Annotated in this window: 8 protein-coding genes and 1 tRNA gene; 7 read left to right on the top strand and 2 right to left on the bottom strand. The window is 62.1% G+C overall.

The features are described 5' to 3' along the window. Positions 1 to 168 precede the first annotated feature (168 nt). A tRNA-Val gene (locus AAAX34_RS01485) sits at positions 169 to 243 on the bottom strand. A gap of 289 nt (positions 244 to 532) precedes the next feature. Between AAAX34_RS01485 and AAAX34_RS01480 the strand changes: the two genes are divergently transcribed. From AAAX34_RS01480 to glmM, 3 genes are all read left to right on the top strand, one after another. Beyond that, positions 533 to 1,555, top strand: a complete 1,023-nt coding sequence (locus tag AAAX34_RS01480) for an EamA family transporter (protein ID WP_349109753.1) — start codon at positions 533 to 535, stop codon at positions 1,553 to 1,555. A 149-nt stretch (positions 1,556 to 1,704) separates the two neighbouring features. Then, positions 1,705 to 4,017, top strand: coding sequence for a DUF4012 domain-containing protein (locus tag AAAX34_RS01475; protein WP_161115732.1), 2,313 nt, complete (start codon positions 1,705 to 1,707; stop codon positions 4,015 to 4,017). Positions 4,018 to 4,100: 83 nt separating this feature from the next. Next, positions 4,101 to 5,432, top strand: coding sequence for a phosphoglucosamine mutase (gene glmM, locus AAAX34_RS01470; protein WP_161115731.1), 1,332 nt, complete (start codon positions 4,101 to 4,103; stop codon positions 5,430 to 5,432). A 97-nt stretch (positions 5,433 to 5,529) separates the two neighbouring features. Here glmM and AAAX34_RS01465 read toward each other — a convergent pair whose 3' ends face one another. Continuing rightward, complete coding sequence (locus AAAX34_RS01465; RefSeq protein WP_161115730.1) at positions 5,530 to 7,113, bottom strand: carboxypeptidase M32; 1,584 nt, start codon at positions 7,111 to 7,113, stop codon at positions 5,530 to 5,532. A gap of 503 nt (positions 7,114 to 7,616) precedes the next feature. On the opposite strand from AAAX34_RS01465, the gene pheS reads away from it, so the two are divergent. From pheS to AAAX34_RS01445, 4 genes are all read left to right on the top strand, one after another. After that, the gene (gene pheS / locus AAAX34_RS01460; RefSeq protein WP_118226143.1) at positions 7,617 to 8,693 is read left to right on the top strand and encodes a phenylalanine--tRNA ligase subunit alpha; all 1,077 of its coding nucleotides are present in this window, start codon (positions 7,617 to 7,619) and stop codon (positions 8,691 to 8,693) included. A 183-nt stretch (positions 8,694 to 8,876) separates the two neighbouring features. Further along, positions 8,877 to 11,330 (top strand): phenylalanine--tRNA ligase subunit beta, encoded by a 2,454-nt coding sequence (gene pheT / locus AAAX34_RS01455; protein ID WP_161115729.1) that lies wholly within the window; start codon positions 8,877 to 8,879, stop codon positions 11,328 to 11,330. 246 nt (positions 11,331 to 11,576) lie between these two features. Continuing rightward, complete coding sequence (cbiM, locus tag AAAX34_RS01450) at positions 11,577 to 12,662, top strand: cobalt transporter CbiM (protein WP_161115728.1); 1,086 nt, start codon at positions 11,577 to 11,579, stop codon at positions 12,660 to 12,662. Further along, positions 12,640 to 13,476: an energy-coupling factor transporter transmembrane component T gene (locus AAAX34_RS01445; protein WP_349109752.1), complete on the top strand. Its 837-nt coding sequence runs from the start codon at positions 12,640 to 12,642 to the stop codon at positions 13,474 to 13,476. The genes cbiM and AAAX34_RS01445 overlap by 23 nt, the downstream gene beginning before the upstream one ends. Positions 13,477 to 13,519: the final 43 nt, after the last annotated feature.

Below are 13,519 nucleotides of genomic sequence, written 5' to 3'. Positions count from 1 at the left end.
TATTGGGGCGGTTTTGATTGACTGCGGAGTCAGCCGGGAGAGGCACTTGGGTCGCTGACGCGGTTTTGTGTATGGGCAGGGTGGTTGCTTGGGCGGTTGGAGCAGCCAGCGGATTTGGCGGCATAAAACAAAACAGCCCAGAGACATAGTCTCTGAGCTGCGAACATTTGGTGGGCGTTAGAAGATTTGAACTTCTGACCTCTTCCGTGTCAGGGAAGCGCTCTCCCCCTGAGCTAAACGCCCGATCAAGGGTGCGCAAGCGCGCAAGGGATAATATAACGGAGCCTGAACTCGGTGGCAAGAACATTTTTAAAAATCGCTTACATTGTGGAATTCGGGGGCTTTGTCGCATCCATTTCAAAAGAGCCTGCTGCCGCGATTTGGCTGTCGCATAATGCAAGGCCATTGCGGTATCGAGCTATGGAAAGACGCCTGCGGAATTGTCCTACCGATAAACGGACAAGCCTCCAGCTGGTGACTTCGCCGTGGTAAGGTAAGCCGAATTGTTTCCAGGCTGTTTCGGGGGAGTGGAATGAGCAAAGAGTGTGTCGAGCAGGTCGAAGGCGCAGGGGCTTCGGTGCCGATGACCGATATATCGAACATTGATGTGCCCGAGGGCACCGACGAGCTCAGCCGCAACACCCGTCGCGCATGGCGCGACCGCCTGAACAGCGCTTCGACGCGCAAGATGATCACGGGCGTCTTGGCTACGCTGGTGGGCGGTTCGTTTTGGGGCTTCTCGGGCACCAGCGCGAGTTTTTTGTTCGATACCTACCATGTCGATACGCTGTGGCTTATGAGCGTGCGTCAGATTCTCGCCGGCCTGCTCTTTATGGCTGTGGTTGTCACGCGCGATCGCGCACGCCTGGTCAAGCTTTGGACGACGCCCGCTGATCGCAAGCAGCTGCTGCTCTTTACCGCTTTTGGCCTGCTGTTCAACCAGTTTTGCTATCTTTCGGCCGTGCGCCTGACGAACGCCGGAACCGCGACGGTGCTCCAGTGCCTGCAGCTCGTTATCATCATGGGCTACGCCTGCGTGACCGATCGCCGCATGCCGCGTACTCGCGAAGTCATCGGCATTGGCCTGGCTCTGGGTGGAACCTTTTTAATCGCCACCGGCGGCGACCCCACCAGCCTGAATATCTCGCCGCTTGGCCTGGCAGCAGGTCTTATGTGTGCGGTCAGCGCCGCGTGTATGGCGGTGATTCCCGCCAAGATCATGCCCGAATACGGCAGCCCCATCGTCACGGGCTCGGCAATGCTCACGGCGGGCGTGGTCTCGTGCGTCTTCGTGCAGCCCTGGGCGCATATGCCGGCGCTCGACGCTGCCGGCATCGAGGCGCTCGCGGTGTTCGTGGTTATCGGCTCGTTTTTTGCTTACATGCTTTATATGCAGGGCGTTAAGGACATCGGCTCGGTGCGCGCGAGCCTCATCGGAACTGTGGAGCCGGTTTCGGCGACCATCACCAGCGCCGTTATGCTGGGGACGGTGTTTTTGCCGACCGACCTTATCGGCTTTGTCATGATCATCGTGATGATGTTCCTCACGGTGTAGCTAGCGCCGCCGCCAAGACAGAAAAGGTGTTGTGCCGCATTTTCGCCAATTGATGTCCGTGTCTGGAGTTTAGCTGTCGATGCTCAAAATGCCATAAACTAGTAACGTTATGGACTTTTTCATTGCGACTCAATTGCGAGGATTTCTTTATGGCTGGTAATCACTTTAAGGGCAGCGATAGCGGCCGCCCTGCAGTTCCGCCGCGTCCGAACGGGGCTGGTAAGGCCGGCACGCCGGGCGGCGCTGGACAGGGCGGTTCCGGTAAGCGCGTGTCCCCGGGCGAGACGGCGATGTTTACCGCTCTGTACGAGCAGTCTCAAAAGGCAAAAAAGACCGGCCGTGCAAGAGGAAATGTCTTTGCGGACGGTGCAACCTCCACGTCGCAGCCGAGCGGGGCTCCTTCAGTACCCGCGAACAACGCGGGTGCTGCCAACGCCGCGAATGGCGCCGGCAACGTTAATGCCGGCAAGGCCGCCAACAATACTCCCTCTGCCGGTGGCGCGGGGCTTACGGGTAACCTTGGCACGATTTACACCGGCGCCTCCGAGACTGGCACGTTCGCCCGCCTGGATGATAGCGGTGCCGAGTTTGCGGGCTCGGGTTCCAAGGAAGATTATTACGATTTTGGTTTGAACTACGGTAGCGACGCTTCGTCGAGTTCGACCTCTGACGGTCTGGTCCGTCATCGCCATCGCAAGGGCGAGCGCAAAAAGTGTCACACCGGCGCCATTATTGCCGCTGTAGTCGCGGTGCTTCTCGTTGTGCTTGGCGCAAGCGGCTTTATGCTGCTTAACTCGGCAAAGACCGTAAAGAGCGAAGCGAAGGAGGCTGTCGAGATCGTCGGTGGCCTTAAGGACAAGGTCACGTCGGGCGATTTTTCGACGCTGCCTGACGACGCGAAGAAGATCGATGAGCTCTGTAACAGCATGAAGGCGGAGACCTCGAGCCCGCTGTGGGCGGCGGCTTCGTTTATCCCGGTGTATGGCAGCGATATCAATGCGGCCCGCACCATGATTGACGCCCTGTCCGATGTCTCGAGCAATGCGCTGGTTCCCATGGCCGACAACCTCTCGCAGGCTACGCCCGGCAAGCTGTTCCAGGACGGCATGATTAACGTGTCCGCGCTGCAGGCGGTCGCCGATTCGCTTTCCAGCAGCTCGAAGGTGTTCAAGAGCGCCAACGAGAAGGTCCAGGGCATTGGCGATACTCATATTTCCCAGGTGACCGAGCTGGTCGATAAGGCCAAGGACGGCTTTGCCACCCTCAACGGTGCGGTTGACGCGGCGGAGAAGGTCGCCCCCGTCCTTCCCCAGATGCTCGGCGCCAACGGCCAGACGCGCAACTACCTTATGTACGCCATGAACAACGTCGAGATTCGTGCCTGCGGCGGCTTTGGCGGTTCGCAGGGCCTGATTTCGGTCACCGACGGTCAGATGTCGATTGGCGAGTTTGTTCCCCGCATTGGACTCAGCGAGGATGAGGCGGTCGAGAGCGTCGACGAAGAGGATGAGGCGCTGTTCGGCAACCACAGCAACCTGTACAACTCGGGCAATACCTATTCGCCTGATTGGCCCCGCAACTCGCAGCGTGTCGCCGCGCTGTGGAAGTCCCAGTATGGACAGGACGTTGATGGCGTCATCGGTATCGACCCGGTGTTCCTGCAGTATCTGCTGGGCCTGGTCGGTAACGTGTCACTGCCCGACGGAACGGTTGTCGACGGCACCAACGCCGCAAAGGTCCTCATGCATGATGTGTACTGGAACTATCCGGTCGAGGAGTCGGACGGCATCTTTGCATCCGTCGCCAGCGCTGCCTTCGACAAGGTCCTTGGCGGTATCGGCGATGTCGATGTTACGAAGCTTGTCAGCGCCGTTGAGCGCGGTGCCGAAGAGGGCCGCCTGATCGCGTGGATGAGAAACGATGATGAGCAGAATGCCATCAAAGAGACAGGCATTGACGCTTCGCTGCCCGATCCGGATGATCCGAGTGCCGATCCCGTTGCCGGCGTTTACTTTAACAACCTGAGCTTCTCCAAGCTCGACTGGTATCTGAACGCCGACACTCAGATTGGTCAGGGCATCAAGAACGGTGACGGCACGTGCTCCTATCGCATCACCGTTACCCTGACGAACATCATGACGCAGGAGGAGGCTGGCAAGCTGCCCGACTACGTTGCGGCGAGCGCACCCGATGCCGCGCGTGACGACGAGCGTCTGAATGTCTCGTTGTTTGCCCCGACGGGTGGCAACATCAGTGACCTTACGGTTGAGGGTACCCAGTTTGGTCTTGGTGCCGCTACGTGGCATGGAATCCCCTTCTATTCGGGCACCGTTGACCTGCATGCTGGCGAGACGACGACGATCACGTATACGCTGACCACGTCGGCCGAGGCGGGGGACAAGCCGCTTACGCTGCGTCAGACCCCTACATGCCAGGCGGCTCGCGACAGCGCGTCGGCGTAGGGTTTTTCTGGTAGCGCAGATAATCGAGTACCATTTTGGGGCGGACAGGCAATCTGTCCGCCCCTATTTTGTAAGGAGAGCGCATGAAGTACTTTGGCACCGACGGCTTTCGCGGTGAGGCCAACGTTGGGCTGACGGTAGAGCACGCTTATAAGATTGGCCGTTTTGTGGGCTGGTATTACGGCGCCAACCGCAGTGCTAAGGCGCGCGTCATCGTGGGCAAGGACACACGTCGCTCGAGTTATATGTTCGAGGCGGCGCTGGTGAGCGGTCTGGTCGCGAGCGGTGCGGACGCCTATATGCTGCACGTGATCCCGACGCCGGGCGTGGCGCATCAGACCGTGGAGGGCTGCTTCGATTGCGGCATCATGATCAGCGCGAGCCACAACCCGTTTTGCGATAACGGCATTAAGCTCGTCAATAGCGACGGTTTTAAGATGGACGAGGACGTACTGGAGCTCATCGAGGATTACATCGATGGCAAGAGCGAAGTTCCGTTGGCCACGGGCAACCACATCGGTGCCACGGTGGACTACATGCAGGGCCGCAACCGCTACATTGCTTCGCTCATTGCAAGTGCGAACTTTTCGCTGCAGGGCGTCAAAATCGGTATCGACTGCGCCAACGGCTCGGCTTCCTCGGTGGCCAAGCCGGTGTTTGACGCGCTCGGTGCCGACGTGCGCGTGATCAATGCCGCGCCCGATGGCTTTAACATCAACGTCGACTGCGGCTCCACGCATATGGAGCGTCTGCAGCGCCATGTGGTGGAGCAGGGCCTGGACGTGGGCTTTGCCTACGACGGCGATGCCGACCGCTGCCTGGCCGTGGACGAGCGCGGGCGCGTGGTCGACGGCGACCAGATCCTGTACGTGTGCGGCGTGTATCTGAACAAGCACGGGCGCCTCTCGGGCGGTACCGTGGTACCGACGATCGCCAGCAACTTTGGTCTGGTCAAGTCGCTGGAGCTTGCCGGACTGAGCGCCGTGACCAGCGGTGTGGGCGACCGTCACGTGTATGCCAAGATGCGCGAGGGCGGCTACAGCCTGGGCGGCGAGCAGACGGGCCATACGATCTTTGGCGATATCGAGCGCACGGGCGACGGCATTATGACTTCGCTGCGCGTGATGGAAGTGATTCGTGCCGAGCGCGAGACGCTCTCGCAGCTCACGGCTCCGTGCAAGTTGCTGCCGCAGGCGCAGGTGGCCGTGCGCGTGGCGGACAAGGACGCCGCGCTCGAGAACATGGGCGTGCAGAACGCCATCGCCGAGGCCGAGGCTGCGCTGGCAGGCGAGGGCCGCGTGCTCGTGCGCAAGAGCGGAACCGAGTCGGTTATCCGCGTGCTGGCCGAGGCGCCCGACCAAGCATCCGCCGATGCCGCCATGAAGCGCATTGCCGCCGCGCTGGAAGCTCTGTAAGGTAGTCATTGGGGACGTTCTTAAACGACTAGGTGGAAAGGGGACGCTGCGGATTGGTTCCGCGGCGTCCCCTTTGCGTTGGCGTGTCGGTTATGCCTTACAGCTCGTAGAGCGTGGTGAACTTGTCCTGCAGGTAGCTGCAGTAGTAGCGGGCATCGAACGCCATGCCGCAGGCGCCCTTGATGAGTTCCGGCGCGTCTTTGGCGCGGCCCCACTGCCAAATGTGCTCGCCCAGCCAGGCACGGACGGGCGCCAGATCGCCGCTCATGCAGGCGCCGGTAAGGTCGACACCGTCGCGGCACATGGCCGGCACAAACATGGCGTCGTAGGCGCTGCCCAGCGCATACGTGGGGAAGTAGCCAAACGAGCCGCCGCTCCAGTGCGTATCCTGCAGGCAGCCGCGCGTGTCGTCGGGAACGGGAATGCCCAGGTACTCGTTCATGAAGCGATTCCAAAGCGCGGGGATATCCTTGGCTGTGGCCTCGCCGGCAAACAGCATGCGCTCGATCTCGTAGCGCACCATAACGTGCAGCGGATAGGTGAGCTCGTCGGCCTCGGTGCGGATCAACGACGGCTGCGCGATGTTCACGGCGCGGTAGAGCGTGTCCTCGTCGACGTCGCCGTAGACCTCGGGTGCGTGGCGGCGCAGCACCTCGAGCAGCGGTCCCATAAAGGCGCGGCTGCGACCCACGGTGTTCTCGAAGAAGCGGCTCTGGCTCTCGTGGATGCCCATGGAGGTGCCACCCTCAAGACAGGTGCGCGCATAGGCGGGATTGACGCCCAGCTCGTACATGGCGTGTCCCGCCTCGTGGATGATGCTGTAGACGTTGGAGATGCAATCGTCCTCGTAGATGTGTGTCGCGATGCGCGCGTCACCCACGGCAAAGCCCTCGCTAAACGGGTGCTCGGTAAAGGCAAGCGTGGTGTCGTCCAGATCCAGACCGACGAGCTTCATAAGGTCGAAGCTCATGGCGCGCTGGGCGGCCTCGGGCACGCGGGCGTGCAAAAAGTCGGCATCGGGCTGCTGGCCGCGCTCGCCGATGGCGTGCACGAGCGGCACGACCGTCGCCTTGACCTCATCGCAAAACGCATCGAAGCTTTTGGCGGAAAGGCCGCGCTCGTACTGGTCGAGCCAAACATCGTAGGGGTCGCGCTTGGGGTCCATGAGCTCGGCCTGATGCTTAAGTTGGGCGACGATTCTATCCACATAGGGCTCAAAGCTCGCCCAGTCATTGGCCGTCTTGGCCTTGTGCCACACGGCATCGGCCTCGCAGGTGAGCCTGGTCCAGGCCTCGGCCTCCTCGGTGGGGATGACGCTTGCCTCGCGCTGGTCGCGACCGAGCACACGGATCTCGTCGAGCAGCTGCGGGTCGTCAATTTTGCCGCCGGCGACGGTCTCGCGCGCTAACGAGCGTACGAGCTCAACGGACTTCTCGCTGGTCAGCAGCTTGTGATGCTCGCCGGCAAGCGTGCCCATGGCGTCGGCACGGGCGGCAGCACCATTGGCAGGAGCAATCGTCGCTCCATCGAACTCGGCAATCTTGAGCAGGTACTCACGAGTCCACAGCTTGCCCTCGAGTTTGCGGAACTTTTTGACGGCCTTGTCGACTTTAGCGGCCTTGACGCCCTTGGCGGCCTTTGCCACGGCGGCCTTGGCCTTCTTATCGAGTTTCTTTCCCATACCGTATCCTTAATCTCGCAGGCCGAGCGCCGCAGGCGGATGCACGGCCAGTTTGCACAACTACCTGCCTTGTACCCAGCACGAACAAAACGGAACGCGGCGATGCGCTCGCGAAATGTGTTATCCTATAGCCTAATGCGTTGACGGAGAGGGTTTTGCCCGCCGTGTCGCCGGCAAGAGAGGGAAGGTCATGGGCTGCAAGCCTTCCTGCGGTGGCAAGGGCCAAGCGTTCACTCCCGAGCAGCGACCTCAACGGGCGCGCGGCCAGTGGCAGCAAAGCCTCAGTAGGGAAGCCGTGAGCCTCGCGACAAGAGGCGCAGAGTGGGCGCGGCGGGCCAGACATCCGCCGGGTCAAACAAGGTGGTACCGCGGAATTTAACCGTCCTTGGGCAATGCACATGCCCGAGGGCGGTTTTTTGTTACCGAACCGGGCCGCGCATCCGCAGCATCGGGCGGCGTCAGCCGTCCCGGAGCGCGGATGCGCGAGAGACGAAAGGGAAGACATGAGTCTGATTGATGATCTGGTCAAACTCGAGGAAGAGGCCAAGGAGCTCGTCACTAGCGCCGACGACGCTGCCAAGCTCGAGGCTGCGCGCGTTGAGCTGCTCGGTCGCAAGGGCCGTATCACCGGCCTGATGCGCATGATGGGCAAGCTCGCCCCCGAGGATCGTCCCGTGATGGGCAAGCGCGCCAACGAGATGCGCCAGCTGATTGAGGGTATGCTCGACGAGCGCACCACCGAGATGAAGGCCGCCGCCCTCAAGCACGCACTCGAGCACGAGGCCGTCGACATCACGCTGCCGGGCATCCGTCCGCAGATCGGTCACCAGCACCTGATCAAGCAGATCATCGAGGAGGCCGAGGACATCTTCTGCGGCATCGGTTACACCGTCGAGTCCGGCCCCATGGTCGATACCTCCTACTACAACTTCACCGCGCTCAACGCGCCCATGGATCACCCGAGCCGCTCGGCTCGCGACACGTTCTATGTGGTCGACAACAACCCCGGTAGCGTCGCGCATCCCGAGGCTCACGCCCATGGCGAGTCCGACGTGCTGCTGCGCACCCAGACCTCGGGCGTACAGATCCACACCATGGAGTCGCAGAAGCCGCCCATCTACATGATCTGCCCGGGCACCGTCTACCGTCCCGACACGGCCGACGCCTGCCACCTGCCGCAGTTCAACCAGATCGAGGGCCTGGTCGTCGACGAGGGTATCACCTTTGGCGATCTTAAGGGCACGCTCGACTACTTTGTTAAGTGCATGTTTGGCGAGGACCGCAAGACGCGCTATCGTCCGCACTTCTTCCCCTTCACCGAGCCTTCCTGCGAGGTGGACGTGAGCTGCCACGTGTGCGGCGGCAAGGGCTGCAACTTCTGCAAGCACAGCGGCTGGATCGAGATCCTGGGCTGCGGCATGGTCGACCCCAACGTCCTGATCAACTGCGGCATCGACCCCGAGAAGTACACCGGCTTCGCCTTTGGTATTGGCGCCGAGCGCGTCGCTGCCCTGCGCTACGACCTGCCCGACCTCAGAACTCTCATGACGGGCGATATGCGTTTCTTGAATCAGTTCTAGGCTGCGGCTTGCCCAAGCACGGCACCTCGGCGCTCATTCGTCGCTTGCGTACCAAATACGCGGCGCTCCTCTTTCGGGCCGATCTGCCGCACTTGGACAACCCTCGCTTTGTAAGGAATGTTCACAAAGTTGAAGTTTCCACCTGCATCTCTTCGCAGGCTTTCAGTATGAAAGGAGAGCTAGATGCGTGTTTCTTACGACTGGCTCAAGACCATGATCGATATTCCGGAGGATCCCAAGACCCTTTCGGACGAATATATCCGTACCGGCACCGAGGTCGAGGCGATCGACACCGTGGGCGAGTCCTTCGACCACGTGGTGACCGCCAAGGTGCTCACCAAGACCCCGCACCCCGATAGCGATCATATGTATGTGTGCTCGGTCGACGTGGGCGACAAGAACCTCGACGCCGACGGCAACCCCGCTCCGCTGCAGATCGTCTGCGGCGCGCAGAACTTCGAGGCCGGCGACCACATCGTCACGGCCATGATCGGCGCCGTGCTTCCTGGCGACGTCAAGATCAAGAAGAGCAAGCTTCGCGGCGTCGTGTCCATGGGCATGAACTGCTCCGCGCGCGAGCTCGGTCTGGGCGGCGACCACTCCGGCATTATGATCCTGCCCGAGGATACGCCCTGCGGCATGCCGTTTGCCGAGTATGTGGGCTCGAGCGACACCGTGCTCGACTGCGAGATTACGCCCAACCGCCCCGACTGCCTGTCCATGATCGGCATGGCCCGCGAGACCGGCGCCATCTTCGACCGCGATTTCCACGTTGAGCTGCCCGCCATCAAGGCCGAGACCGGCCGCGCGACCGACGACGAGCTTTCCGTCGAGATTGCCGACGAGGGCCTGTGCGACCGCTACGTTGCCCGCATCGTGCGCAACGTGAAGGTCGGCCCGTCGCCCGACTGGATGGTCAAGCGCCTTAACGCCCTGGGCGTGCGCCCGCACAACAACATCGTCGACATCACCAACTATGTGATGATGCTCACTGGTCAGCCGCTGCACGCCTTTGACCTCGACACCTTTGCCGAGCGCGATGGCAGGCGCCGCGTGGTCGTTCGCGCCGCCCAGCAGGACGAGAAGTTCACGACGCTCGACGGCGAGGAGCGTACGCTCGACGCCGGCATGGGTCTCATCACCGACGGCGAGCGTCCTGTGGCGCTGGCCGGCGTTATGGGTGGCATGGATTCCGAGATTGAGGACGACACCGTCGACGTGATGGTCGAGAGCGCCTGCTTCAACGCCGGCCGCACCTCGCACACCAGCCGTGACCTGTCGCTGATCTCCGACGCCTCCATCCGCTTTGAGCGCCAGGTCGACGAGACCGGCTGCGTGGATGTTGCCAACGTTACCTGCGCGCTCATCGAGGAGATCGCCGGCGGCGAGGTCGCCCCCGGCTATGTGGACGTGTTCCCCGCGCCCAAGACCATCGACGGCATCAAGCTGCGCCTGGCCCGCGTACGCGCCATCTGCGGTGCTGACATCGAGCCCGACTTTATCGAGCGCTCACTCACCCGCCTGGGCTGCACCGTCGAGCGCGACGGCGAGGACTTTATGGTCACGCCGCCGAGCTTCCGTCCCGACCTGCCGCGCGAGATCGACCTGATCGAGGAGGTCCTGCGCCTGTGGGGCATGGGCCGCGTGACGGCGACCATCCCGGCTGCCAGGAACCATATCGGCGGCCTGACCCGCGAGCAGAAGCTCACCCGCAAGGTTGGCGAGATCCTGCGCGCCTGCGGCCTCAACGAGACCACGACCTTTGGCTTCGCCGCCCCGGGCGACCTGGAGAAGATCGGCATGTCCACCGAAGGCCGCGGCTGCCCCGTGGTGCTCATGAACCCGCTGGTGGCCGAGCAGACCGAGATGCGCCGCTCGTTGCTGCCGGGTCTGCTGCAGTCTGTGGCCTACAACGAGGCCCACGGCACGCCCAACGTGCATCTGTACGAGGTCGGCAGCTTGTTCCACGGTCGCGAGAACGCCAGCCTGCCCAAGGAGACCAAGTCCGTAGCGGGCGTGCTGTCGGGCCAGTGGAGCGAGCAGTCCTGGAACATGAAGTACCGTAAGCTGCGTTTCTTCTTTGGCAAGGGCATTGTCGAGGAGCTGCTTGCCCAGCTGCGCGTCGAGAAGGTTCGCTTCCGTCCCGTCGAGGGCGAGGGCTATGCCTTCCTGCAGCCGGGTCGTGCTGCCGAGGTGCTCTCGGGCGGTACCGTGCTGGGCTGGGTTGGCGAGATTCACCCCGAGGCGCGCGAGGCTATGGGCATTGACGAGGTCGTCGTTGCCTTTGAGCTCGACTTGGACAAGCTGATCAAGGGCGCCCGCAACCAGGAGAACTACCGTGAGTTCTCGCAGTACCCGGCCGTTGAGCACGACCTTGCTATCGTGGTCGACAACACTGTGACCTGCGAGGATCTTGAGCGTCGTATTACGAGTGCCGGCGGCAAGCTGCTCGAGGGCGTGCGCCTGTTCGATGTCTACCGCGATCCCATCCGCATCGGAGCGGGCAAGAAGTCCATGGCCTTTGCGCTTACGTATCGCTCCGACGACCACACGCTCACCAGCGAAGAGGTCGAAAAGGCGCACCAGAAGATCGTCACCAAGGTGTGCAAGGGCGTAAACGGCGAGGTCCGCGGCTAGGTCCTGCGCTGGGGTATGGGTTAGCGGTGGCTGCTGCCGAATCCTACATGACCGCTATGCCCGGTATAAGGCACCGTTGAGCCTGCATATATGACACGCGCATTACATAACGGCGTGCTGCTTTGTCGGCAGTGCGCCGTTTTGCTATGATAGCCCGCGTCGTGTTACGAATCTGACATTACGTAACACTGGAAAGGTGATTCAAACGGCGTTGCAATTCCGTGCGCCGATAACCGGGAGGCGTGCATGCATATTCCAGATAATTATCTGTCCCCGCAGACCGATGCCGTCATGGCAGTGGCGATGGTGCCCGTTTGGGTTCACTGCATCAAGAAAGTGCGCGCCACGCTCGATCGCGAGCACATGGCTTTCCTGGGCATCTGCGCCGCGTTCTCCTTCCTGCTTATGATGTTCAATGTGCCGCTGCCCGGCGGCACCACAGGTCACGCCGTCGGCGGCGCGCTCATTGCGCTGCTGCTAGGCCCCGAGGCCGCGGCTATCGCTGTCTCGGTTGCGCTGGCACTGCAGGCGCTGCTGTTTGGCGACGGCGGCGTTCTGTCGTTTGGCGCCAACTGCTTTAACATGGCCTTTGTGCTGCCGTTTGTCGCTGCTATCGTGTTCCGTGCGCTCAACAGCCGCCTGCACGACAAGAGCTGGGGCACCTCGGTTTCTGCCGTCGTGAGCGGTTGGGTCGGCCTGTGCCTGGCAGCCCTGTGCGCGGCAATCGAGTTTGGTATTCAGCCGATGCTCTTCACCAACGCTTCGGGCGCTCCGCTGTACTGCCCCTTCCCGCTGTCCGTGGCTATTCCGGCCATGTTGATCCCGCATATGCTGGTTGCCGGCGTGGTCGAGGGCGTGGCGACTGCCGCGATCTACGGCTTTATCAAGAAGACGGCGCCGAGCGTTATCGTCGGGCCCGAGGCCGTCGATGGCCAGCTTACTGCCGAGGGCGCTGCTGCCAAGAAGACCTCGCTGGTCCCCACGCTCATCTTGGTTGCCGTGCTTGTCGTGGCTACGCCGCTCGGCTTGCTTGCCACAGGTGACGCATGGGGCGAGTGGGACGCCGAGGGCGCCGCGACCGCCGTTCAGGAGGTTGGTGACGACAGCCTGCAAGCTTCGGTCGGCCTTGATACCCCGACCTTTGCCGACGCTCTGCCTACGGGTGATTACCTGCAGGCCTATTCCGAGGAGCAGGGTCTTGGCTTTGCCGGTCAGGCTGCCATGTATATCCTGTCCGGCGTGATTGGCGTGGCGGTGCTCACCATCGCATTCCGTCTGATCTCGCTGACGGTTAAGGAAAGCGGTGCTCATGGCAATAGCCGAGCTGCCTAGCTGGCTTGCGGTCGAGCAGCGTTACGAGCCCGTGGGGGCTCGGCATCGTGTGATGCAAAAGAACGTCCTGCACCTGGCGAGCCTGCTTGAGCGGGTTCGCCTGGGTGGGGGCGCGCACGAGGGCGGGTCGATGGTCGACCGCGCCCTTTCTTGCGTTTCGGCTCCGGTGCGCCTGGTGGGGATGTTCGTCTGCGTTCTATGCGTGTGTCTGACGCAGAGCCCGCTGTACCTCATGTTGATGGCGGCTATCGCGCTGGTGCTGGTCGCGGTGCGCCCCGCACGCGGGCTGCGTGCGACCATTGTACCGGCGCTCGGCGCCACGGGGCTCGCAGTGGTTCTGGCGCTGCCTGCCCTGCTGCTGGGCGCTTCCGCTACGGGCGCCATGCTCAAAATTGCGCTTAAGACGTTCATTAACGTGTCGCTCGTGCTGGGCGTTTCGTGGACGCTTACCTGGAGCCGCATGTCGGCGGCGCTCAAGACGCTACATCTGCCCGACGAGGTCATCTTTACGTTTGATATGGCGCTCAAGCACATCGAGGTGCTGGGTCGCACGGCGCACAATCTGTGCGAATCGGTCATGCTGCGCAGCGTTGGCCGTGCGCCTGAGGGATTTTCGCGTACCGATTCGATCGCGGGTATCATGGGCATGACCTTTATCAAGGCGATGGAATGCAGCCGCGCGATGGACGAGGCTATGCTTTGCCGCGGCTTTGCCGGTGCGTATCCGGCTCCCGCGCGCGCCGGGTTTGGCTGGCGCGATGCGGCCTATGCGGCCGGCGTGGCGCTGCTGACAGTGTTGTGCGCCGTGCTGTAGGCGCTGCTGGTTCCGACTGGGGATGTAAATGGGGAAGGGCGAC

Origin of the sequence: Collinsella sp. CLA-ER-H4, from assembly GCF_040092395.1 — a bacterium.
Classification (GTDB): domain Bacteria; phylum Actinomycetota; class Coriobacteriia; order Coriobacteriales; family Coriobacteriaceae; genus Collinsella.
The sequence above is the reverse complement of the archived record's forward strand: the minus strand, read 5'-3'. Positions and strand labels throughout refer to the sequence as shown.

Bases quoted from the DNA above. Each gene is read 5' to 3' on its own strand.
- pheT (WP_161115729.1), top strand. From the start codon at position 8,877: ATGCGTGTTTCTTACGACTGGCTCAAGACCATGATCGATATTCCGGAG.
- AAAX34_RS01475 (WP_161115732.1), top strand. From the start codon at position 1,705: ATGGCTGGTAATCACTTTAAGGGCAGCGATAGCGGCCGCCCTGCAGTT.
- AAAX34_RS01480 (WP_349109753.1), top strand. From the start codon at position 533: ATGAGCAAAGAGTGTGTCGAGCAGGTCGAAGGCGCAGGGGCTTCGGTG.
- AAAX34_RS01445 (WP_349109752.1), top strand. From the start codon at position 12,640: ATGGCAATAGCCGAGCTGCCTAGCTGGCTTGCGGTCGAGCAGCGTTAC.
- cbiM (WP_161115728.1), top strand. From the start codon at position 11,577: ATGCATATTCCAGATAATTATCTGTCCCCGCAGACCGATGCCGTCATG.
- glmM (WP_161115731.1), top strand. From the start codon at position 4,101: ATGAAGTACTTTGGCACCGACGGCTTTCGCGGTGAGGCCAACGTTGGG.
- pheS (WP_118226143.1), top strand. From the start codon at position 7,617: ATGAGTCTGATTGATGATCTGGTCAAACTCGAGGAAGAGGCCAAGGAG.
- AAAX34_RS01465 (WP_161115730.1), bottom strand. From the start codon at position 7,113: ATGGGAAAGAAACTCGATAAGAAGGCCAAGGCCGCCGTGGCAAAGGCC.